We start from the raw sequence: 20,038 nt of genomic DNA on the forward strand, positions 1-20,038 counted from the left end.
GCGAGATTACGCCGGGACGCTAATCTAGAACAAGTTTCAGACTTGATCGTCCAGGAGGCTCTGAATCTACCGGGCGGTAGGGGCAGTGTGAGCAGTGGATCAGGTGATTCGCGCCACGACGCACACCCTGCCATGCTCGGTGCGATCACCAGCCCTCACCGAGTGTCACGGAACGGGATCCATGCCTGTGGAAGCCAAGCTCGAAGCCACCGGGCGCCCAGCCTCCCCGCCCCTCACGGAGCGGCAGGAGGCACGCCGTCGCCGCATCCTGCACGCGAGCGCGCAGTTGGCCAGCCGGGGCGGTTTCGACGCGGTGCAGATGCGGGAGGTCGCCGAGTCCTCGCAGGTGGCGCTGGGCACGCTGTACCGCTACTTCCCGTCCAAGGTGCATCTGCTGGTGGCCACGATGCAGGACCAGTTGGAGCACATGCACGGCACGCTCCGCAAGAAGCCGCCGCAGGGCGAGACGGCGGCGGAGCGGGTCGCGGAGACCCTGATGCGGGCCTTCCGCGCCCTGCAGCGGGAGCCGCACCTGGCCGACGCGATGGTCCGCGCCCTGACCTTCGCCGATCGCAGTGTCAGCCCGGAGGTCGACCAGGTGTCCCGTCAGACCACGGTGATCATCCTGGACGCGATGGGCCAGGAGAACCCGACCCCCGAGCAGCTCTCCGCGGTCCGCGTCATCGAACACACCTGGCACTCGGCCCTGATCACCTGGCTGTCGGGCCGCGCCTCCATCGCCCAGGTGAAGATCGACATCGAAACGGTGTGCCGCCTGATCGACCTGACGGCTCCCCAGCACAAGCCCTGACCCTCCATCCGCCCGTTCCTCGGCCGACTACATGGTCCCGGGCGCCTGGGCGGCGGCCAGTCGCAGCGCCTCGGCCGTCGCCGGGTCGGCCGGCAGGAACGCCTCCAGCTTCAGCTCGGAGAGGGTGACGTCGACGGCGGTGGCGAAGGTCGTGACGGTCGTCATCAGGTGCAGTTCGCCGTACGAGGAGGACAGACGCAGCGGTACCGCGAACCCGAGCTGCCTGGCCGAGTCCTCCAACTCAGGTACGTACACGGCGAGTTCGGCACGCAGCTCCGGCAGATGGTCCAGGCGCACCAGGATGTGCCGGGCCCACTCGGCGAGGTTGCGGATGCGCGGTGCCATTCCGTCGGGGTGCAGTGCGAGACGGTAGGCGTTGGCGCCCGGGCCCAGCAGCTCGGGGGCCGCGCCTTCCGTGATCACACCGAAGGCACGGTTGGCGGCGATCAGGTCACCCCGCCCGTCCACCACCAGCGCCGGATACGGCTCGTGCGCGCGCAGGATGTGCTCGATCGCGGTGCGCGCGGGCGCCAGCACGGGGTCGTCCAGCGAGCTCTCGGGATACGCGGGTGCGTAACCGGCGGCCAGCAACAGCTCGTTGCGCTCCCGCAGCGGCAGCTCCAGCGACTCGGCCAGCCGCACGACCATGTTCCGCCCCGGCACCGATCTGCCGGACTCGATGAAGCTGAGGTGCCGCTGGGTGGTTCCCGCCCGCAGCGCCAGGTCGAGCTGGCTGACACGACGGCGGGTACGGCGTTCGCGCAGGGCGCTGGGGAAGTCCACGGCCCCGTTCTACCTGCGGCGCAGGGCGCCGGACCATTCCCCGCAGGGAATTGTCGCCGTGTCCACCGGTCGCGAGCATCGACGGCATGGACATCGGCGTACTGCTACCGACCGGGACCGCGCAGTGGGGCCCGGCCGACGACCCGCGCGAGCTGATCGCCTTCGGCCGCACGGCCGAGGCCGCGGGATTCTCCTCGCTCTTCGTCAACGACTCCCTGGTCAGCCCGCGCGTCGAGGCCCTGGCGATGCTGGCCGCGCTCGCCCCGGTGACCGGGACGGTGAGCCTGGGCACGGCCGCCCTGCTGCCGTTCCTGCGCCGCCCGGTGCAGACGGCCCAGTCCCTGGCCTCGGTCGACCTGCTGTCCGGCGGCCGGCTCGTGGTGACCGTCGGCGCGGGCTTCCCCGGCCGCTTCGGACGCCCCCTCTACGCCCTGTCCGAGGTGCCGTGGCCGCGCCGGTTCACCCGCCTCGACGAGACCGTCGCCCTGTGGCGGGCCGTGTGGGACGGCGCGGGCTCCTTCCACGGCGATCTGCTCGACTTCCCCGACCTCCCGCCCGCGACCAGACCGTCACGGCCCGGCGGCCCGCCCATCTGGCTCGGCGGCGCGACGCCCGCCGCCCTCGCCCGCACGGGCCGCATGTACGACGGCTGGCTGCCCTACCCACCCGACCCCGCCGACTACGCCTCCGGTCTCCGGTCGGTCCGCGACGCGGCGGCCGACGCGGGTCGCGCGGCCCAGGCCATCACCCCCGCCCTCTTCATCACGGTCCGCGTCGACGACGACGCCCCGGCCGGACACCGCGCCCTGGACGCCTACGCCCGGACCGTGTACGGCATGCCGCTCGAGGAACTCCGCAAGATCCAGGCCCTCGTCACGGGCCCCGCGGACCACGTCCTCCAGCACCTGGCGCGGTACGTCGCCGCCGGCGCCCGGCACCTCGTCGTCCGCCTCGCCGCACTGGACCTGCGCTCCCAGCACGAGCAACTGGAACGGCTCGCGGCCCTCCTCCCCGCCGTACAGGCGGCGGCAGCGACCACGACACCGACGTGAGGCCCACCTGCAAGCGGCCCGAGGCCGCCCTAGTCGTCCTCCGGTGGGAACACCGCCTCCCCGCTGCCCAGCAGCGTGATCACGATCGCCTCCACGGGGCAGTTCTCGGCGGCGTCCAGGATGCGTTCGTTGGCGTCGGTCTCCGGGTCGACCGGGTGGGACTGCATGGCGGAGTCGAGGCGGAACGCGCCCGTCGCGCGGTGGACGCACTGGGCCGAGCCGATGCAGACGGAGCGGTCGACCTCGACGTGCCAGCGGTCGCCCATGGCGGCTCAGCCCTCCCAGCCGGCCGGGAGATGGATCATCTTGTGTTCGAGGTACTCGCCGTAGCCCTCGGGCCCGAACTCCCGCCCCAGACCGGAGTTCTTGTAGCCGCCGAAGGGGCCGAGCATGTCCAGGCTGAAGGTGTTCACGGAGTACGTGCCCGTACGGACCTGCTTCGCGACCTCGATCCCGTGCGCCACGTCCGCCGTCCACACGCTGCCGCTGAGCCCGTAGTCGGAGTCGTTGGCGATCTTCAGGGCCTCGGACTCGTCGCCGTAGGGCAGCAGGCAGATCACCGGGCCGAAGATCTCCTCCCGGGCGATCCGCATGGAGTTGTCGACGTCGCCGAACAACGTGGGCTCGACGTACCAGCCCTTGTCGAGCCCCGGCGGACGGCCCCCGCCGGTGAGGATCTTCGCGCCCTCTTCCTGCCCGATGCGGATGTAGTCGAGGTTGCGCTGCTGCTGGCGCCGGGCCACCAGGGGGCCGACCTGGGTCGCCGGGTCCAGCGGGTCGCCGACCACCAGCGCGCTCGCCGCCGCCGAGAAGGCCTCGGCGAACTCGTCGTAGCGGGAGCGCGGCAACAGGATGCGGGTCTGGGCCACACAGGCCTGGCCGTTGTTCATCCAGGCCGCCGGGACGACGCCGGCGACGGTGGTCGCCACGTCCGCGTCCGGCAGGACGACGGCGGCCGACTTGCCGCCCAACTCCAGTGTCACGCGGGTGAGATGGCGGGAGGCGACCTCCATCACGCGCTTGCCCGCGGCCACCGAGCCGGTGAAGGCGACCTTGTCGATGTCCGGGTGCCCGACGAGGTACTCGCTGACCTCGCGGTCGGCGGGCAGGATGGACAGGACGCCCTCCGGCAGCCCGGCCTCGCGGGTGATGTCGGCCAGGATGTACGCGTCCAGCGGCGACTCCGGCGAGGGCTTCAGAATCACCGTGCAGCCGGTCAGCAGCGCGGGCGCGAGTTTGGCGGCGGCGACGAACTGCGGGACGTTCCAGGGGACGACGGCGGCGACGACCCCGACCGGCTCCCGCCGCACGAGGATCTTCCCGAGGACACCGTCCCGCCTCTCCTCGTGCGTGAAGTTCCGGGCGACCGTGATCGCCGCGTCCCAGACCATCATCGCGCCGAGCGCCTGGGCGAGGACGCTCCAGGAGTACGGCGACCCGTTCTCGGAGGAGATGACCCGGGCGAGTTCCTCGTGGCGGACGGCGATCGCGTCCTTGATCCGGGTGACGACCTCGATCCGCTCGTCCAACGACATGCGTGGCCAGGGCCCCTCGTCGAAGGCCCGCCGCGCCACGGCGACGGCCCGGTCGACGTCCTCCCGGGAGGCGTGCGGCACCCGCCCGATGACCTCCTCGGTATGCGGCGAGATCACCTCGATGACGTCCCCGCCCAGGGGATCGGTCAGTTCGCCGCCGATGAACAGCTGTCCGTGTTCCACGAGCTCGGCCATCGCCACTGCCCTCGTTTCTGACGGTGTTTCAGAAACTGATACCAGTTCCCCTTCAACTAGGCCAGACCTCCTTCGCCGCGTCATGGGCGTTGCCGCGCTTCGGGTCATTGTGAAACGAGTTCTAGTTATAGTGGGCGGTGGCCGTGGAGCGGAGGGTGGATGGTGGAGACGTTCGATCATGGTGGGGGTGTGCGGTCCGTTCGGGTGCCCATCCCGGACAATCCCCTCGGCCACACGCTGGTCTATGTCGTCGACACCGACCGGGGACCGGTGCTGGTCGACACCGGCTGGGACGATCCCGCGTCCTGGGACACGCTTGTCGAGGGGCTCGTCGGCTGCGGGACGGCGGTCGAGGACATCCACGGAGTCGTGATCACCCATCACCACCCCGATCACCACGGACTGTCGGGCAAGGTGCGGGAAGCCTCCGGCGCGTGGGTCGCGATGCACGCGGCGGACACCGCGATCGTGCGGCGCACCCGGGAGACCCAACCCGGGCGGTGGTTCTCGTACATGTCCACCAAGTTGACGGCGGCCGGGGCGCCGGAGGAACACGTGGCGCCGCTGCGCACGCCCCGCCCGCGCACCACCCTGCCCGGCTTCTCACCCGCCCTGCCCGACCGGGAGATCGTCCCCGGCGAACTGCTCGACCTGCCCGGCCGGCGCCTGCGCGCGATCTGGACGCCCGGCCACACACCGGGGCATGTGTGCCTGCATCTGGAGGAGGAGCACCCGGCCCAACTCCCCGGTTCGGGACGGCTGTTCTCCGGCGACCACCTTCTCCCGGAGATCACCCCGCACATCGGCCTGTACGAGGACCCCGACGACGCCACGGTCACCGACCCGCTCGGCGACTACCTCGACTCCCTGGAGCGGGTCGGCCGGCTCGCCCCCGCCGAGGTGCTCCCCGCCCACCAGTACGCGTTCACCGACGCTGCAGCCCGCGTACGGCAGTTGCTCGACCACCACGAGGAACGGCTCACCGACCTGCGCTCCCTCCTCGTCGAACCCCTCACGCCCTGGCAGCTGGCCGAGCGGATGGAGTGGAACCGCCCCTGGGACCAAATCCCCTACGGATCACGGAACATCGCGGTCTCGGAGGCCGAGGCACACCTGCGGCGACTGGTGAAGCTGGGGCGGGCCGAGGCGGTGACGGGGAGCGATCCGGTGACGTACGTCGCCGTCTGAGGCCGCTTCCTGTGCTACCACGTCCGTATGGATCATCTTCTCGCCGAACGCGCCTGTGAACGTCTGATCCTCGACTTCGTCCACCGACTCGACCTCGGTGAACCCGCCTCCGTGGCCGAGTTGTTCACCGAGGACGGGGTGTGGGAGTGGCCCCCGCCCGGGGACGGACGCCGGGCGGAGGGGCGGGAGGCGCTGAGGGCGTACTTCGGCGCGCGTCCCTCGGACAAGCTCTCGCGGCGGATCATGTCCAACATCCGCGTCACGGTGACGTCCGAGGACACGGCCGAGGCGACCTCGTACTTCACCACATACCGGATCGAGGGCTGGGACGGCGGCATGGTGCCGGCCGGCGCACCCGTGCAGGTCGGTCACTACGAGGACACCTTCCGGCGCGTCGACGGGCAGTGGCTGCTCGCCTCCCGGACGTTGCGGCTGCCGTTCGGCGGCCCCACGCCTCGGCAGGGGCGGGGCGCTCTCGAAGCGGTCCGTACTGAACGGGCGCCATTCGTGCGGTTCGCGGACGGCAGCGAACCACCGTTGTCACAGGGGGTGCGTGTCGGACCGTTCCTCTTCACCTCCGGACAGGGGCCGTTGGACCCGGTGACCGGGGAGATGCCGACGGACTTCGACGCGCAGGTGCGGCAGGTGCTCGCCAACGTCGAGGCCGTCGTCGCGGCGGCGGGCGGCGACCGTACGTCGATCACCCGCTGCACCTGCTATCTCGCCGACCCCTCCCACTTCTCCCGGTTCAACACCGTCTACCGGGAGTTCTTCGCCGACTGCACCCCACTTCCGGCCCGTACGACGGTGGTGGCGCGGCCGGTGAGGGAGGGGGTACTGGTGGAGGTGGACGCGGTGGCGGCACTCGGGTGAGCGAGCGATGAGCCGGCGACGAGCCGCTGGGCGAACCCGGGGCCGACGGCCAGGAGCCGTGCTCGCGCACATGCTCCATCACGGCCCCTTCGGCGAGGGCGTCCCCCCATCCCTCCCGGTTGCGCCGCAGCACCCACCCGGCGTCGAGCTCGTAGACGTCGGAGGTCCGCCCGGACCCGAGCAGCCTGCCGCCGCCATCGCCACCGCCGCTGCCGTCCCTCCCCGTGATCCCCATGGCCCGGAACGTACCCCGCCCCACAGCCGCCGCTCAGGCGATTCCTACGGGCCGGTAGAGTGGCCGGGTCGTCATCACACCCGTACGGGGGGAAGCCGGTGCAATTCCGGCGCTGACCCGCAACCGTGAACCGGCCGGACCAGGCCGGTGAGCCGGACTGCCCCGTACGGACTCGTGACCGGCTCACGTGCGTCGGCAGTCCGCCGGCACACGGCACCGTCGAGGAATACGGGGCCGAGCCGCCGGGGTGTCCCGTGCTGCCCGGCTCCCCGCAGGGAGAGGCATCCGCCGATCATGAACGTCGTCAGCCGCTGCGCCGCGGCCCTGGCCGCCACCGTGGTGATCGGCACCGCGACCCCAGCGGTCGCCGCACCGCCGTCTCCCTCGCCGAAGGTGGCGATACCCGACGGGATGTACGGCACGGCGGATCCCACGTACGACGGGGTGTGGCGGCAGTCGCTGGCGTTGCTGGCGCAGAACGAGGTGGGCGTCGACCCCGCCGACAAGGCCGTTGCCTGGCTGGCCGGCCAGCAGTGCGCGAACGGCGCCTTCCCCGCCTTCCGCGCGGACACCGGCAAGCCCTGCGCGACCAAGCTCGCGGTGGACACCAACAGCACGGCGGCCGCGGTGCAGGCGCTCTCCACCCTCACCACCACGTACGACTCCCAGGTGGACAAGGCGGTCGCCTGGCTCAAGTCGGTGCAGAACAAGGACGGCGGCTGGGGCTACTCCCCCGGCGGAGCCAGCGACGCGAACTCGACCTCCCTCGTGATCGGCGCGCTCACACAGGCCGGTGTGACGGTGCCGAACCTCCGCAAGGACGGCAAGTCCCCGGTCGACGCCCTGGCGAAACTGGCGCTGCCCTGCGGTGGCAAGGACGGTGGCGCATTCGCCTACCAGCCGGACAAGAAGGGCGTGTTGACGGCCAACGCGGACGCCACCGCCGCGGCCGTGCTCGGGGCGTACGCCGACACGCTCGCGGGAAGTCCCCAGGACGACGCGGACGCGCCCAGGAGCTGTGTGAAGGCCACGGACGACAGCCTGGAGACCCAGGTGGGTGACAACGGCGCCGTCTGGCTCGCCAGGACGCTGGCGAAGGACGGGTACCTCAAGTCCGTGCTGCCCGGGGCCAAGGACCAGCCCGACTACGGCAACACGGCCGACGCGGTCGTCGCCCTCGCCTCCGTGGGCCGCAACGACCAGGCCGCCGCGTCCCTCCACTGGCTGGAGGGTCACGCCGGCAAGTGGGCGGAGCAGGGCGGCCCGGCCGCGTACGCCCAGCTCATCCTCGCGGCGAGCGTCGTCCAGGGCGGGGACGCCCATCACTTCGGTGGCATGGACCTGGTCACTCTGCTCAACGCGACGGGCCCCGCCCCCAAGGCGATCAACAAGCTGCCTGCCAAGGCCGCCCCTTCGCACAGCCCCAAGGCGTCCGACGACAACGACGGCTCCCTGCCCGTCGCCTGGACCGTGGGCGGCGGTCTGGCGCTGGGCGCGCTCATCGGCTTCGCGCTGATGCTCCGCGGCAGGAAGCGACAGTCATGACACGCCGGTACGCGGCCCTGCTCCCCGCCCTGCTGCTCCTCCTGCTCCTCACCCCCGCCCAGCAGGCCCAGGCCACCGGCTACCGCTACTGGTCCTTCTGGACCCGCACCGCCACGCACTGGACCTACGCCACCCAGGGTCCCTCCACCGACCGTCCCTCCGACGGTGACGTCCAGGGGTTCCGTTTCTCCGTGAGCGAGGACTCCAGCGACGCGGCGACGCCTCGGGGGACCGCCGACTTCGCGACGATCTGCGCGAAGACACCGGCTCGGGACGGCAGCAAGCGGGTGGCCCTGCTCATCGACTTCGGCACGCGCGCGGACGCGCCGTCCGGCGAGACCCCGCCCCCCACCCGCACGGCCTGCGCCGAGGTGTCGCCCGACGCGACCACGGCGGAGGCCCTGGCCACGGTGGCGAAACCCCTCCGCTACGACACCAACGCCCTGCTCTGCGCGATCGCCGGCTACCCGGAGAAGGGCTGCGGGGAGCAAGTGGCGACCGGGAAGAAGTCGCAGACTGCCACGAAGGAGAAGGAGGGGGAGAAGAAGGGGAGCGGCGGTCCCTCGGTGGGGCTGTGGACGGGCGCGGCGGTCGTGGCCGTGCTGGGCGCGGCAGCGGTCTGGCAGGCGAGGCGGCACAGGCATGTCCGGTAGCGAGGCACAGCCGGAGGCGAGTCACACCACCGAGGCGGCGCCCCGGCCGAGGAGGGACACCGCCCCGCGGACTCCCTCGCCGAGGAGGGACACCGCCCCGCGCCCCGCGCACCTCGCGCACTCCGCGCCCCCCACCCCCCTGCACCCCGGCGCCTGGTGGCTCTGGGCCATCGGGCTCGGTACCGCCGCCACCCGCACGACCAACCCCCTCCTCCTCGCCCTGCTCATCGCCACGTCCGCCTACGTCGTGGCGACGTGCCGCCCCGCCTCCCCCGCCGCCCGCTCCTACTCCGCCTTCCTCAAGCTCGCCCTCGCCGTCCTCCTCATCCGCCTCACCTTCGCGACGGTCCTCGGCTCCCCGATCCCCGGCACCCACACCCTCGTCACCCTCCCCGAACTCCCCCTCCCCCACTGGGCCCAGGGCATCCGCATAGGCGGCGAGGTCACCGCCGAGTCCGTCCTCTTCGCCCTCTACGACGCCCTGAGACTCGCCGCCCTCCTCATCTGCGTCGGCGCCGCGAACGCCCTCGCCAACCCCGCCCGCCTCCTCAAGTCCCTCCCCGGCGCCCTGTACGAGGCCGGCGTGGCCGTCGTCGTCGCCCTCACCTTCGCCCCCAACCTCATCGCCGACGTCCACCGCCTGCGCGCCGCCCGTCGTCTGCGCGGCCGCCCCGACAAGGGCATCCGAGGCCTCCTGCACGTCGGACTCCCGGTCCTGGAGGGCGCGTTGGAACGCTCAGTCGCCCTCGCCGCCGCCATGGACGCCCGCGGCTACGGCCGTACCGCCGCCGTTCCCGCCCCCGTACGCCGTACGACCACCGCCCTCGCCCTCGGTGGCCTGCTCGGCGTCTGCGCCGGAACGTACGGTCTCCTCACCGCCGAAGCCGGCACCTACGGCCTCCCCCTCCTCCTCGCCGGCCTCACCGCGGCCCTGGCCGGTCTGCGCCTCGGCGGCCGCCGCAGCCCCCGTACGCGTTACCGGCCCGCCCGTTGGGACCTTCGCGCCGGGCTGGTCGCCTGCTCCGGTGCCGCGGTGGCCGCCCTGCTCACCCTCGCCTCCTCCACCGACCCCGCCGCGCTCCACCCCGGCGTCGTTCCGCTGACCGCTCCCACGCTCCCCCTCTGGCCCGCCGCGGCCGTCCTCCTGGGCCTCCTCCCCTCCGTCCTCGCTCCCAAGGAACCGTCATGATCCGCTTCGAGAACGTCTCCGTGACGTACGACGGCGCGACCGAACCGACCGTCCAGGGCGTGGACTTCGAGGTCCCGGAAGGTGAACTCGTCCTCCTGGTCGGCCCGTCCGGCACCGGCAAATCGACCATCCTCAACGCGGTCAGCGGCCTGGTCCCGCACTTCACGGGCGGCACCCTGCGCGGCCGGGTCACCGTGGCGGGCCGCGACACGCGCACGCACAAGCCGCGCGAACTGGCGGACGTGGTCGGCACGGTGGGACAGGACCCGCTGTCCCACTTCGTGACGGACACGGTCGAGGACGAACTCGCTTACGGTATGGAGTCGTTGGGCCTCCCGGCCGAGGTGATGCGCCGCCGCGTCGAGGAAACCCTCGACCTCCTGGGGCTCGCCGACCTCCGTGCCCGCCCCATCTCCACGCTCTCCGGCGGCCAACAGCAACGCGTGGCCATCGGTTCGGTCCTCACCCCGCACCCCAAGGCGCTGGTCCTCGACGAACCGACCTCGGCGCTGGACCCGGCGGCGGCGGAGGAGGTCCTGGCGGTCCTCCAACGCCTGGTCCACGACCTCGGCACCACGGTCCTCCTGGCCGAACACCGCCTGGAACGGGTCATCCAGTACGCCGACCAGGTGGTGGTCCTCCCGGCCCTGGGCTCCCCACCCCACCTGGGCACCCCGGCCGAGATGATGGCGACCTCCCCGGTCTATCCACCGGTGGTGGAACTGGGCCGCCTGGCAGGCTGGACCCCCCTGCCCCTGACGGTGAGAGACGCCCGCCGCCGAGCAACCGACCTACGCGACCGCCTGGCAAGACTTACGGCTATCCCCACCGCAGCCGGACCGGCATCGCCTTCGCCGGCGCGGGCAAGCGAAACGCCTCCGACCCCAGCCCCCACCCACCGCCGCCTGCCCTTCCTCCGCAACCGCAACCGCACAGCCCCCACCACCCCCACCACTCCCCCACCCCCCGCCCACCTCCAAGCCGTAACAGTCACCCGCTCCCACACCCGAGCCCTCCACCAGGCCGGCCTCACCATCGCCCCCGGCGAAACCATCGCCGTGATGGGCCGCAACGGTGCGGGAAAGTCCACCCTCCTCAACACCCTCGTCGGCCTGCTCGAACCCTCCTCCGGTACGGTCCGCGTCTCCGGCCTCACCCCCCACCGCACCGCACCCCCTACCCTCATCCACCACGTGGGCCTGGTCCCCCAGGACCCCCGCGACCTCCTCTACACCGACACCGTCGCCGCGGAGTGCGCGGCCGCCGACCAGGACGCCCAAGCAGCCCCCGGCACCTGCCGGGCCCTCCTCTCCGACCTGCTCCCGGGCATCCCGGACGCCACCCACCCCCGCGACCTCTCCGAGGGCCAGCGCCTCACCCTCGCGCTCGCCGTCGTCCTCACCGCCCGGCCACCCCTGCTCCTCCTCGACGAACCGACCCGCGGTCTGGACTACGCGGCGAAGATCCGTCTCGTCAGCCACCTCCGCGCCCTCGCCGGCGAGGGCCACGCGATCGTCCTGGCCACCCATGACGTCGAACTGGCCGCCGAACTCGCACACCGGGTGATCCTGCTCGCGGACGGCGAGGTCATCGCCGACGGCCCGACCGAGGACATCGTCGTGTCCTCCCCCTCCTTCGCCCCGCAGGTGACCAAGATCCTCGCCCCGCAGAAATGGCTCACGGTCACCCAGGTGAGAAACGCCCTGTCAGACGCCGAAGCGAGAGACGCCCTGTCGTGACCAACGCCATCCGTCTCGGTCCCCGCTCCCTCACCGCCCTCGCCCTCACCTCCACCGTCGGCGTCGTCGCCTTCGGCTGGCCCTTCCTCGCGCCGCCGGACTCCACGCTCGCCGCCCACGCCCAGGACGCCCCCTGGCTCTTCGCCGGTCTGCTCATCCTGCTCGTCGCCGTCGTGGCCGCGACCATCGCCGAGTCCGGCCTCGGTCCGAAGGCCGTCGCCATGCTCGGCGTCCTCGCCGCGACCGGCGCCGCCCTGCGCCCCCTCGGCGCCGGAACCGCCGGTATCGAGCCGATGTTCTTCCTGCTGCTGCTCAGCGGCCGCGTCCTGGGCCCCGGCTTCGGCTTCACCCTCGGCTCGCTGACGATGTTCGCGTCGGCCCTGCTGACCGGTGGTGTCGGCCCCTGGCTGCCGTTCCAGATGCTGGCGATGGGCTGGTTCACGATGGGCCCGGGGCTGCTGCCGGGCCCGGACCGCCTCCGGGGCCGTACCGAACTCGCCCTGCTCTCGGCGTACGGCTTCCTCGCCGCCCTCGCCTACGGCACCGTCATGAACCTCGCCGGCTGGCCCTTCATGGGCGCCCTGGCCTCGGGCATCGCCTTCGACCCGCACGCGGCCGTGCCCGCCAACCTGGCCCGCTTCGTCGCGTACTGTCTGGCCACCTCCCTCGGCTGGGACCTGGGCCGCGCGCTCGTCACCGTCGTCCTCACGCTCGCCCTCGGTCCGGCCGTGCTCAAGGCGCTACGCAGAGCCACCCGCCGGGCCGCCTTCGAGACCGCCGTCACATTCAAGAGCGGTTGAGCGGTGAACCGAACCACATGACCCAGATCACTCACTACCCTACCTAGTAGGGCATATCGGACGCCATGGTCATGCCATAACCGCCTCCGACCTGCACATCGAGATCCAGGTCACAGGGGTCACGCACTCCCCACATGCGGCCACAACTAGTAAAAGCGGTCATTGCAGACACCTTCCGAGCCTGTTTCTCTGGACCCCGTCGCACGGCGCCGACAAGCCCCCGGGCCTCGGCGCCGACGCATGACCACGACTTCCTGTCCCCGAAGAAAAGGTTCCTCGTGTTCGTCTCCCGCCTCGCCCGCCGCATCTCGCCGAAGAAGGCCCTCGCCTCCGCCGCCGTGGCCGCCGCCACCACCGGCATGGTGCTGACCGCGGCGCCCGCCCACGCCGCGACCGCCGACTCCGTGAACCAGGCCAAGGCGATCGCGCACAGGATGATCCCGAACGCCGCGCAGTACAACGCCTTCAACAACATCGTGGCCCACGAGAGCGGCTGGAACGTCACCGCGACCAACTCCTCCTCCGGCGCCTACGGCCTGGTCCAGGCCCTGCCGGGCTCGAAGATGGCCACGGCCGGCTCGGACTGGAAGACCAGCGCCAAGACCCAGATCGAGTGGGGTCTGCAGTACATGAACTCCCGCTACGGCAGCCCCGCCGGCGCCTGGGCCTTCTGGCAGGCCAACGGCTGGTACTAAACCCGTACGCCGCCGAAGAACCGCACCACCTGGGGCGCCGACACCGCGAACGACCCGAAGTGGTCCACGGCCCCCTGATCGACGACCCGCACCCTCGCTCCCTGACCTGCGAGGGTGCGGGCGCATGTGCGGGCGTTGCCGATGGGCACGTCGGTGTCCTTGTCACCGGCGTACAGCCGCACCGGGACCGCCGGTCTCCACGCGCACGTGTGGTCGGCCGCGCGCATCGCGGTGAGGAGGGCGCCGGTGGGGTGCTGGAGGCGCTGGTAGGCGGCGGGCGTGAGCAGCTGCCTCACCGTCGGTGCCAGCTGCCCGATCACGTCGTCCTCCTCGTGGTCGCCGTCATAGAGGGACTCGACGCGGTCGGCGTAGGGCTCGCGGAAGACCTCGCCGGGGGTGTCGTAGAGGTGGTGCAGACGGTTCTGGGCCACCAGCCAGTACGAGATGTAGAGGACACCGCTGGTGTCGTTGACCCGGCCGTCGAACAGGGCCGGCATCTCGGTGCCCTCCAGGTCGTACGGGCCGCTGATCGGGGCGAGCGCCTTCAGACGGAAGTGCTGGTCGGCGCCCTGCGACAGCGCCTTCCCCAGAGCCATCGCCACCTGGCCGCCCTGCGAGAAACCGGTCGCGTAGAGGTTCCCGTCGAGCGGACGGCCGAGCCCCGCCGCGGCCGTCCGGGCCGCGCGCAGCATGTCCAGGGCGGCGGTGACGGAGGACCCCGTGTCCATGTACGGGTGCAGGCCCGGCCCCTCGCCGAGGCCCAGATAGTCGGGCGCGGCGACCGCGCGCCCGGCGCTCGCGTTCAGATACGACGGCACCCGGTTGAGGTCCTCGCTCGCGGAGGGCGCGTCGGTGCGCTTGACCATGGTGCCGTGGGTGTCGGACACGACGTCGAGGCGGTGCGCCCCACCCGTGGGGAGGGTGAGCAGGCCGGTCGCGGTGGTCGGTTTCCCGTACGGGTCCACCGTGCGGTACGTCAGCCGGTACGCCCGTACGCCGTACCGCACCGAGTCCGCGACGATGTCCCGCTCCTTCATGTACCGCCGCACCTGCCCGGCGTCATACCGGGCGAGCGGCGTGACGGCGACCAGTTCACCCCGCCGCACATGCTGCTGCTCACCGGCGACCGCGGCCGGGGCGACCACGAGCCCCGCGAGCAGCAGGGCCGCCACTCCGGCGAGCCCCCGCCGGGTACGCCAACTGGTCGGATTTTCCTGTGATTTGCGCGTCTCATCACTCATGCCACCGACGCTACGGACGTACCCTTCGCGTCGACATCCGAGAGTCCCCCGCGCCCATGGTGGACTTGGGTGCACCCCGCCCGTCCGGCCGACCGGAGCCTCCATGAGCGAGCAGAGCACGCAGCCACAGAAACCGACGGACGAGCGCGAGGCGCGCGGACTGCGGCTCGTGGTCGTCCTGTTGGGGCTGACCGTGGCCAGCGGGCTGATCGACGCGGTGAGTTATCTGGGGCTCGGGCATGTCTTCACCGCCAACATGACCGGGAACGTGGTCGTCCTCGGGTTCGCGGCGGCCGGGGCGCCCGGCTTCTCCGTGCCGCACACCGCCACCTCGCTGCTGTGCTTCCTGCTCGGCGCGGTGGCCGGCGGCCGGGTCGCGCGGTGGCGGGGCGCGGGCTCGCGCCGTACCTGGGCGCGGCTCACCCTCGCCGCCGAGGCGGTCCTGGTCGGCGCCTCCGCCACCGTCGCGTTCGCCGCGCCGCACGCCACCGCCACCGTCTACGCCGTGATCGCCCTGACGGCCTTCGCGATGGGCCTGCGCAACGCTACCGTCCGCAAGCTCGGCATCGCCGACCTGACGACGACCGTCCTGACCATGACCCTCACCGGTCTCGCCTCCGACTCCCGCGCGGGCGGCGGCTCGGGCGGGCGCTCACCGCGCCGCAGCGCCTCGGTGGTCGCGATGGCGGCGGGCGCCTGTCTGGGCGCGTGGCTGGTCCTCCACCACGGCCTGGGCATCCCGCTCCTGATCGCGGCGCTGACGGCGGGGGTGCTGGCGGTGGTCGCGTCGGGGCGGGAGTAGCCGGTCAGCCGAGGTCCACCGGGATCCGGTGGTCCGGCCGGCCGTCCTTCGCCAGGATCCAGTGGTCGTCGGCGACGGCACGGTACAGCCGCATTCCGGAGTCGCCCCGTACGTCGTCCAGCACCCAGGCCCGCCCTCCGTGCCCCAGTGAGCGGCGGGAGAAGACCTCCATCGCGCGCCCGGCCGCATCCGCGTCGACCACCTCCTCCGCGACGGCCGACATGTACACCCCCTGCCCGCTCCCGATGGCCGCCGACGAGTCGAACACCGAGATCCCCACCTCCGGCCGTCCCGCGATGTTGTGGGAGTCCCGGCCTCCGGCGAGGAGATCCAGAAGAAGGTACGGCAGTCGTCGTGCGCGAAGTAGACCGGCGAGCTCCAGGGGCGCCCGTCCGCGTCGGCGGTGGCGAGCACCAGGTACAGGGCGCCGTCGACTATCTCGCGTACGGTCCCGACCCCGCTCATCGGCCCCTCCGGCGGTAGGTGAGGCCGAAGTCCCGCTCCCACTCGCCCGAACCGTCCACCGGTCCCCTCTCCCAGGCGCCCGAGATGGTGTCGCCGTCCTCGCCGAGCCGCCCGACATACCGCTGCCGGAAGGCAAGCGGTGAGAAGTCCGGCTTCTCGCGCAGCAGCTGCCACACCCCGTCCGCGAAGGTCATGGCGTACACGCGTACGACGCCCCGGGAGTCGTAGTAGTGCTGGGTGTAACCGCCCGTGTCCGGGTCCACGGCGATCACCGACAGGCTGGCCGGCGCGGGGCTCGGCGCCTCGGTGCGCTGGACGAGGAAGCGCCCGTCCAGCGTCCACTCGAAGACGCAGCGCCCGGGAGGCGCCTCCAGCCCCGGGAAATCGGCCTCCAGCACCCACTCACCTACCAGGACGTCCAGCCGCCGTTCCAGGGCTTCCCGCTCTGCCGTCGCGACCACCGCGACCACCTCCTCAACCAAGAGGAAGACACCGCCGGCCGACGAAACTCATCGGTCGGCGAGCGTGAGCCGGGCCGTGTGCAGACCGGTCTCCGCCGGATACCGGGTGCGGTTGCCGATCGTGTCGCCCGTCATCGCACGCGGTACGCCGACCTCGAACCCCAGACCGCGCAGGAACCCCAGCCCCGGCTCCCATCCCGACGGGCAGGTGGCCGTCACGGTCCGCATCCCCCGCCCGGCCGCCTCCTCGATCAGCCGCCGCGCGACACCCGTACCGACCCCCGCGCGCCGTACGTCCGGGGCGACGAGGAACAGCCCGACGGAACAGCTCGCCGCGTCCGGATGCCGGTCCACCAGATCGACGAGACCGACGATCTCCTCACTCCGGCACAGCACCAGCAGCCGCTTCTGGTCGACGTCGGCGCCCTCGGGCAGCGCGTAGTACAGGCTCTGTACGTCCGCCGCGAGCGCCGGCGCCCCGGTCGCCGCGACGAAGTAGTCCTCGCACGCCGCGAACAGCCGGGCCACGCCCGCCTCGTCCTCCGGCGCCAGCTCCCTGACTTCGATCTCGTCCATGCCTCACGAGTATCCCGAGATCTCGAACCACACCGTCTTCCCGCCCCCGGGCGCAGGCGCCACACCCCACTTGTCGACCACGGCCCCCAGAAGCAGCAGCCCCCGTCCGCTCTCCGCGTGCTCCCCCAATTCGCCACGTGGACACGGAGGTTGCCGGCTCCCGTCGGACACCTCCACCCGGATACCCGCCGTCTGCCGCAGCACCAGCAGCACACAGCGGCGGTCCGGCACATGCCGTACGACATTGGCGACCAGCTCGGTCACGGCCAGCTCGACGGAGTCGGTCAGCTCCGGCATGCCCCACTCCGCCAGCAACGAGCGGACGATACGGCGGATGTGACGGGCCGAGTGCTCGCTCGCGGTGAGGCAGAGCCGGTAGGTGGGGGGAATGTAGATGTTCACAGGACGAGGGTGATCCCCGGTGACTACGCTTAGCTATGGGGCGAATACAACAAGTCCCGAAGTACGACGAGTTGGCTGCACAGAGGGGACCGTGCGTGACCCACATCAACGCCCTCGACCCGGGCGCCTCACCGCTCGACTACTACGGCTACGAGTTGCGCCGGCTGCGCGAGGCCGCGGCACTCACGCAACGCCAGCTCGGTGACATCCTCAACTACACCGGCTCCCTGGTCGGCCAGATCGAAACGGCCCGCAAGGTCCCGACGGTGGAGTTCAGCGAGCGGGCGGACGCGGCGCTGGGTTCGGACGGGTTGCTGTCCCGGCTGGTGGAGCTGGTACTGCGGAGCCAACTTCCCGCTTGGTTCAGGCAGGTTGCGGAGCTGGAGGCTCGGGCCGTTGAGATCTGCGCCTTCCAGATGGGCATGATCCACGGCCTCCTCCAGACCAACGCGTACGCGCGAGCCACCCTCGGCGCACTCGATCGCACCAACCTCGACGACCGCACCGCCGTGCGACTGGCTCGACAGCGCATCTTCGAGAAGGAGGAGCCCCCGGTCTTCTGGGCCGTCCTCAGCGAAGCTGCCCTCTACCAGGAGATCGGCGGCCGAGAAACCATGCGGGGCCAACTGGCTCACTTGTTGTCCTTCGAGGACAATCCCCGGATCAACATCCAGGCGCTGCCATTCTCGGCGGGAGCACACGCCGGACTGACAGGCTCGTTCAACGTCTACCGCTTCGCGAGTGACCCAACCATCGTCTACACCGAGGGGTATGGCAGCGGGCACCCGACGGCCAATCCGGACACGGTCAAGAACTGCTCGCTCCGTTACGATCATCTGCAGGCCGCCGCTCTGTCCCTCAAGGACTCGGCGGCATTGATCCGGCGCGTGATGGAGGACCGCTATGGAGAGCAACTGGCGTAGGTCCAGCTACAGCAGCGACCAGGGCGGCGACTGTGTCGAGTGCGCGCCGTTCGGCCCACTTGCGTGGCGCAAGGCGTCGTACAGCGGCGATCAAGGCGGCGAGTGCCTCGAGGTCGCCGAACTGCCCGGCGCCACCGTAGCCGTACGCGACTCCAAGAACCCCGTCGGGCCGGTGCTTGCCTTCCGGCCCGACGCGTTTCGTCAGTTCGTTTCCTGGGCCGGTGCCACCACACCCGCCTGACGGCGGGATCTCCACTCTCTTCGGGCGAAGAAGAAGCGCAGGACGCCGACGGCCAGGAACATCAGGCCTATTCCGCCCCGGGCCAGGCCTCCGTCCGTGAAGAACCAGTAGAAGGCCAGGCCGGCGAAGAACGCGCAGATGGCGATGACGAGCGGCTCGCGGATGTAGAAGGGCAGGACGCGGAGGATCAGGTTGATCAGCATCGGGCAAGTCGACCAGCCCAATCCCCCGCCTGTCTACAGCCTTTGAAGGATCGTGCCGGTGGCGAGTCCGCCGCCCGCGCACATGGTGATGAGCGCGAACTCCTTGTCGGTGCGCTCCAGTTCGTGGAGGGCCGTCGTGATGAGGCGGGCCCCGGTGGCGCCCACCGGGTGCCCGAGGGCGATCGCTCCGCCGTTGACGTTGACCTTCTCCAGGTCCTGTTCGAAGACCTGCGCCCAGCTCAACACCACCGACGCGAACGCCTCGTTGATCTCGACGATGTCGATGTCCTTCAGCGTCATGCCGGCCTTGCCCAGTACCGCGCGGGTCGCGTCGATGGGGCCGTCGAGGTGGAAGTGCGGGTCGGCGCCGACCAGTGCCTGCGCCACGATCCTGGCCCGGGGCCGCAGTTTCAGGGCTCGCGCCATGCGCTTGGAGGCCCACATGATGGCCGCCGCGCCGTCGCTGATCTGCGAGGAGTTGCCCGCGGTGTGGATGGCGGTGGGCATGACCGGTTTCAGGCCGGCCAGGGCCTCCATCGACGTGTCGCGCAGACCCTCGTCGCGGTCGACGAGCCGCCACATGCCCTGTCCGGCGCGCTGCTCGTCCTCGGTGGTGGGCACCTGGACGGCGAAGGTCTCCTTCTTGAAGCGTTCCTCGGCCCAGGCGATGGCCGCCCGCTCCTGCGAGATGAGGCCGAGGGAGTCGACGTTCTCCCGGGTCAGACCGCGGTGCCGGGCGATGCGTTCCGCCGCCTCGAACTGGTTGGGGAGGTCGACGTTCCACTCGTCGGGGAACGGCTTTCCGGGGCCGTGCTTGGACCCCGACCCGAGCGGGACCCGTGACATCGCCTCGACGCCGCAGCTGATGCCGACGTCGATGACGCCGGCCGCGACCATGTTGGCCACCATGTGCGAGGCCTGCTGCGAGGAGCCGCACTGGCAGTCGACGGTGGTCGCGGCGGTCTCGTACGGCAGGCCCACGGTCAGCCAGGCCGTGCGCGCGGGGTTCATGGACTGCTCGCCGGCGTGGGTCACCGTGCCGCCGACGATCTGCTCGACCGCGTCGGCGGGGATGCCGGTGCGGCCCAGGAGTTCACGGTAGGTCTCGCCCAGGAGATAGGCGGGGTGCAGGTTGGCGAGTGCTCCGCCGCGCCTGCCGATCGGGGTGCGTACGGCTTCGACGATCACGGGTTCCGCGGCCATGGGGGATCCTCTCCTCCGGTACCCGCGCGGCGCGGGGGCGTCCCGGCCGGCCCCGCCACGCTGAACTAGTACGTGTTCTAGTTCTGAGTGCAGTCTGCTGACAGGGCGTCCCCAACCGCAAGGGGCGTGCACACAATTCGGGGTGCCGTACCCCTTGCCTCTTGTAGAACCCGTTACTACCTTCACGGCAAACCTGATGGTCCGTCAGAACACCGGCTGGAGTGAGTC

At 71.4% G+C, this 20,038-nt stretch carries 23 protein-coding genes and 1 pseudogene; 14 read left to right on the plus strand and 10 right to left on the minus strand.

Annotated features, from left to right (window positions below):
• Positions 1 to 181: 181 nt before the first annotated feature.
• Positions 182 to 811 (plus strand): TetR family transcriptional regulator, encoded by a 630-nt coding sequence (locus ACWCQ1_RS22010; RefSeq protein WP_133041312.1) that lies wholly within the window; start codon positions 182 to 184, stop codon positions 809 to 811.
• Positions 812 to 838: 27 nt separating this feature from the next.
• Here ACWCQ1_RS22010 and ACWCQ1_RS22015 read toward each other — a convergent pair whose 3' ends face one another.
• Positions 839 to 1,594, minus strand: coding sequence for a helix-turn-helix domain-containing protein (locus ACWCQ1_RS22015; RefSeq protein WP_358593586.1), 756 nt, complete (start codon positions 1,592 to 1,594; stop codon positions 839 to 841).
• 86 nt (positions 1,595 to 1,680) lie between these two features.
• Between ACWCQ1_RS22015 and ACWCQ1_RS22020 the strand changes: the two genes are divergently transcribed.
• The gene (locus tag ACWCQ1_RS22020) at positions 1,681 to 2,646 is read left to right on the plus strand and encodes an LLM class flavin-dependent oxidoreductase (RefSeq protein WP_358593585.1); all 966 of its coding nucleotides are present in this window, start codon (positions 1,681 to 1,683) and stop codon (positions 2,644 to 2,646) included.
• Positions 2,647 to 2,675: 29 nt separating this feature from the next.
• Here ACWCQ1_RS22020 and ACWCQ1_RS22025 read toward each other — a convergent pair whose 3' ends face one another.
• Positions 2,676 to 2,912 (minus strand): ferredoxin, encoded by a 237-nt coding sequence (locus ACWCQ1_RS22025; RefSeq protein WP_133041309.1) that lies wholly within the window; start codon positions 2,910 to 2,912, stop codon positions 2,676 to 2,678.
• A gap of 6 nt (positions 2,913 to 2,918) precedes the next feature.
• On the minus strand, positions 2,919 to 4,376 hold the full coding sequence (locus ACWCQ1_RS22030) for an aldehyde dehydrogenase (protein WP_358593584.1): 1,458 nt from the start codon (positions 4,374 to 4,376) through the stop codon (positions 2,919 to 2,921).
• A 159-nt stretch (positions 4,377 to 4,535) separates the two neighbouring features.
• Here ACWCQ1_RS22030 and ACWCQ1_RS22035 point away from each other — a divergent pair, with 159 nt between their 5' ends.
• The 9 genes and pseudogenes from ACWCQ1_RS22035 (at position 4,536) to ACWCQ1_RS22075 (ending at position 13,293) form a co-directional block, all read left to right on the plus strand.
• On the plus strand, positions 4,536 to 5,564 hold the full coding sequence (locus tag ACWCQ1_RS22035; protein WP_133041307.1) for an MBL fold metallo-hydrolase: 1,029 nt from the start codon (positions 4,536 to 4,538) through the stop codon (positions 5,562 to 5,564).
• Between the two features lie 27 nt (positions 5,565 to 5,591).
• Positions 5,592 to 6,023, plus strand: a pseudogene (locus ACWCQ1_RS22040) (nuclear transport factor 2 family protein); the annotation flags it as partial.
• Positions 6,024 to 6,071: 48 nt separating this feature from the next.
• Positions 6,072 to 6,437, plus strand: a complete 366-nt coding sequence (locus tag ACWCQ1_RS22045; RefSeq protein WP_451027233.1) for a RidA family protein — start codon at positions 6,072 to 6,074, stop codon at positions 6,435 to 6,437.
• Between the two features lie 529 nt (positions 6,438 to 6,966).
• Entirely contained in the window at positions 6,967 to 8,217 is a 1,251-nt protein-coding gene (locus tag ACWCQ1_RS22050; RefSeq protein WP_451027171.1) for a prenyltransferase/squalene oxidase repeat-containing protein, read from the plus strand.
• Positions 8,214 to 8,870 (plus strand): SCO2322 family protein, encoded by a 657-nt coding sequence (locus ACWCQ1_RS22055; protein ID WP_451027172.1) that lies wholly within the window; start codon positions 8,214 to 8,216, stop codon positions 8,868 to 8,870. The genes ACWCQ1_RS22050 and ACWCQ1_RS22055 overlap by 4 nt, the downstream gene beginning before the upstream one ends.
• Entirely contained in the window at positions 8,860 to 10,059 is a 1,200-nt protein-coding gene (locus ACWCQ1_RS22060; RefSeq protein WP_451027173.1) for an energy-coupling factor transporter transmembrane component T, read from the plus strand. Before ACWCQ1_RS22055 ends, ACWCQ1_RS22060 begins: the two co-directional genes overlap by 11 nt.
• On the plus strand, positions 10,056 to 11,798 hold the full coding sequence (locus tag ACWCQ1_RS22065) for an ABC transporter ATP-binding protein (protein ID WP_451027174.1): 1,743 nt from the start codon (positions 10,056 to 10,058) through the stop codon (positions 11,796 to 11,798). Before ACWCQ1_RS22060 ends, ACWCQ1_RS22065 begins: the two co-directional genes overlap by 4 nt.
• On the plus strand, positions 11,795 to 12,598 hold the full coding sequence (locus ACWCQ1_RS22070) for an ECF transporter S component (RefSeq protein ID WP_451027175.1): 804 nt from the start codon (positions 11,795 to 11,797) through the stop codon (positions 12,596 to 12,598). Before ACWCQ1_RS22065 ends, ACWCQ1_RS22070 begins: the two co-directional genes overlap by 4 nt.
• A gap of 278 nt (positions 12,599 to 12,876) precedes the next feature.
• Positions 12,877 to 13,293, plus strand: coding sequence for an aggregation-promoting factor C-terminal-like domain-containing protein (locus ACWCQ1_RS22075; protein ID WP_133041299.1), 417 nt, complete (start codon positions 12,877 to 12,879; stop codon positions 13,291 to 13,293).
• On the opposite strand, the gene ACWCQ1_RS22080 is transcribed toward ACWCQ1_RS22075, so the two are convergent.
• Positions 13,290 to 14,534 (minus strand): alpha/beta hydrolase family protein, encoded by a 1,245-nt coding sequence (locus ACWCQ1_RS22080; RefSeq protein ID WP_451027176.1) that lies wholly within the window; start codon positions 14,532 to 14,534, stop codon positions 13,290 to 13,292. The genes ACWCQ1_RS22075 and ACWCQ1_RS22080 overlap by 4 nt on opposite strands.
• A 103-nt stretch (positions 14,535 to 14,637) precedes the next feature.
• On the opposite strand from ACWCQ1_RS22080, the gene ACWCQ1_RS22085 reads away from it, so the two are divergent.
• The gene (locus ACWCQ1_RS22085; protein WP_451027177.1) at positions 14,638 to 15,336 is read left to right on the plus strand and encodes a YoaK family protein; all 699 of its coding nucleotides are present in this window, start codon (positions 14,638 to 14,640) and stop codon (positions 15,334 to 15,336) included.
• Between the two features lie 4 nt (positions 15,337 to 15,340).
• Here the strand turns inward: ACWCQ1_RS22085 and ACWCQ1_RS22090 are convergent, their stop codons facing one another.
• From ACWCQ1_RS22090 to ACWCQ1_RS22105, 4 genes are all read right to left on the minus strand, one after another.
• Positions 15,341 to 15,604, minus strand: coding sequence for a hypothetical protein (locus ACWCQ1_RS22090; protein ID WP_451027178.1), 264 nt, complete (start codon positions 15,602 to 15,604; stop codon positions 15,341 to 15,343).
• 193 nt (positions 15,605 to 15,797) lie between these two features.
• Positions 15,798 to 16,262, minus strand: coding sequence for a hypothetical protein (locus ACWCQ1_RS22095; protein ID WP_451027179.1), 465 nt, complete (start codon positions 16,260 to 16,262; stop codon positions 15,798 to 15,800).
• A gap of 48 nt (positions 16,263 to 16,310) precedes the next feature.
• Entirely contained in the window at positions 16,311 to 16,838 is a 528-nt protein-coding gene (locus ACWCQ1_RS22100; protein ID WP_451027180.1) for an N-acetyltransferase family protein, read from the minus strand.
• A 3-nt stretch (positions 16,839 to 16,841) separates the two neighbouring features.
• A complete protein-coding gene (locus ACWCQ1_RS22105) occupies positions 16,842 to 17,240 on the minus strand; it encodes an ATP-binding protein (protein ID WP_451027181.1) in 399 nt (132 codons plus the stop codon).
• 95 nt (positions 17,241 to 17,335) lie between these two features.
• Here ACWCQ1_RS22105 and ACWCQ1_RS22110 point away from each other — a divergent pair, with 95 nt between their 5' ends.
• Positions 17,336 to 18,163: a helix-turn-helix domain-containing protein gene (locus tag ACWCQ1_RS22110; RefSeq protein ID WP_358593570.1), complete on the plus strand. Its 828-nt coding sequence runs from the start codon at positions 17,336 to 17,338 to the stop codon at positions 18,161 to 18,163.
• Complete coding sequence (locus tag ACWCQ1_RS22115; RefSeq protein WP_451027182.1) at positions 18,144 to 18,404, plus strand: DUF397 domain-containing protein; 261 nt, start codon at positions 18,144 to 18,146, stop codon at positions 18,402 to 18,404. Before ACWCQ1_RS22110 ends, ACWCQ1_RS22115 begins: the two co-directional genes overlap by 20 nt.
• Here the strand turns inward: ACWCQ1_RS22115 and ACWCQ1_RS22120 are convergent.
• Both ACWCQ1_RS22120 and ACWCQ1_RS22125 read right to left on the minus strand, forming a co-directional pair.
• Positions 18,365 to 18,607 (minus strand): hypothetical protein, encoded by a 243-nt coding sequence (locus ACWCQ1_RS22120; RefSeq protein ID WP_133041292.1) that lies wholly within the window; start codon positions 18,605 to 18,607, stop codon positions 18,365 to 18,367. The two genes, ACWCQ1_RS22115 and ACWCQ1_RS22120, sit on opposite strands and share 40 nt — an antisense overlap.
• Before the next feature lie 33 nt (positions 18,608 to 18,640).
• Positions 18,641 to 19,810, minus strand: a complete 1,170-nt coding sequence (locus ACWCQ1_RS22125; RefSeq protein ID WP_133041291.1) for a steroid 3-ketoacyl-CoA thiolase — start codon at positions 19,808 to 19,810, stop codon at positions 18,641 to 18,643.
• Positions 19,811 to 20,038 lie beyond the last annotated feature (228 nt).

The organism is Streptomyces sp. NPDC002144 (assembly GCF_053593695.1).

Excerpts from the sequence above, each read along its gene's own strand:
- ACWCQ1_RS22065 (WP_451027174.1), top strand. The coding sequence starts at position 10,056 with ATGATCCGCTTCGAGAACGTCTCCGTGACGTACGACGGCGCGACCGAA.
- ACWCQ1_RS22055 (WP_451027172.1), top strand. The coding sequence starts at position 8,214 with ATGACACGCCGGTACGCGGCCCTGCTCCCCGCCCTGCTGCTCCTCCTG.
- ACWCQ1_RS22060 (WP_451027173.1), top strand. The coding sequence starts at position 8,860 with ATGTCCGGTAGCGAGGCACAGCCGGAGGCGAGTCACACCACCGAGGCG.
- ACWCQ1_RS22020 (WP_358593585.1), top strand. The coding sequence starts at position 1,681 with ATGGACATCGGCGTACTGCTACCGACCGGGACCGCGCAGTGGGGCCCG.
- ACWCQ1_RS22120 (WP_133041292.1), bottom strand. The coding sequence starts at position 18,607 with ATGCTGATCAACCTGATCCTCCGCGTCCTGCCCTTCTACATCCGCGAG.
- ACWCQ1_RS22085 (WP_451027177.1), top strand. The coding sequence starts at position 14,638 with ATGAGCGAGCAGAGCACGCAGCCACAGAAACCGACGGACGAGCGCGAG.
- ACWCQ1_RS22115 (WP_451027182.1), top strand. The coding sequence starts at position 18,144 with ATGGAGAGCAACTGGCGTAGGTCCAGCTACAGCAGCGACCAGGGCGGC.
- ACWCQ1_RS22025 (WP_133041309.1), bottom strand. The coding sequence starts at position 2,912 with ATGGGCGACCGCTGGCACGTCGAGGTCGACCGCTCCGTCTGCATCGGC.
- ACWCQ1_RS22125 (WP_133041291.1), bottom strand. The coding sequence starts at position 19,810 with ATGGCCGCGGAACCCGTGATCGTCGAAGCCGTACGCACCCCGATCGGC.
- ACWCQ1_RS22050 (WP_451027171.1), top strand. The coding sequence starts at position 6,967 with ATGAACGTCGTCAGCCGCTGCGCCGCGGCCCTGGCCGCCACCGTGGTG.
- ACWCQ1_RS22100 (WP_451027180.1), bottom strand. The coding sequence starts at position 16,838 with ATGGACGAGATCGAAGTCAGGGAGCTGGCGCCGGAGGACGAGGCGGGC.
- ACWCQ1_RS22035 (WP_133041307.1), top strand. The coding sequence starts at position 4,536 with ATGGTGGAGACGTTCGATCATGGTGGGGGTGTGCGGTCCGTTCGGGTG.
- ACWCQ1_RS22080 (WP_451027176.1), bottom strand. The coding sequence starts at position 14,534 with ATGAGTGATGAGACGCGCAAATCACAGGAAAATCCGACCAGTTGGCGT.
- ACWCQ1_RS22010 (WP_133041312.1), top strand. The coding sequence starts at position 182 with ATGCCTGTGGAAGCCAAGCTCGAAGCCACCGGGCGCCCAGCCTCCCCG.
- ACWCQ1_RS22030 (WP_358593584.1), bottom strand. The coding sequence starts at position 4,376 with ATGGCCGAGCTCGTGGAACACGGACAGCTGTTCATCGGCGGCGAACTG.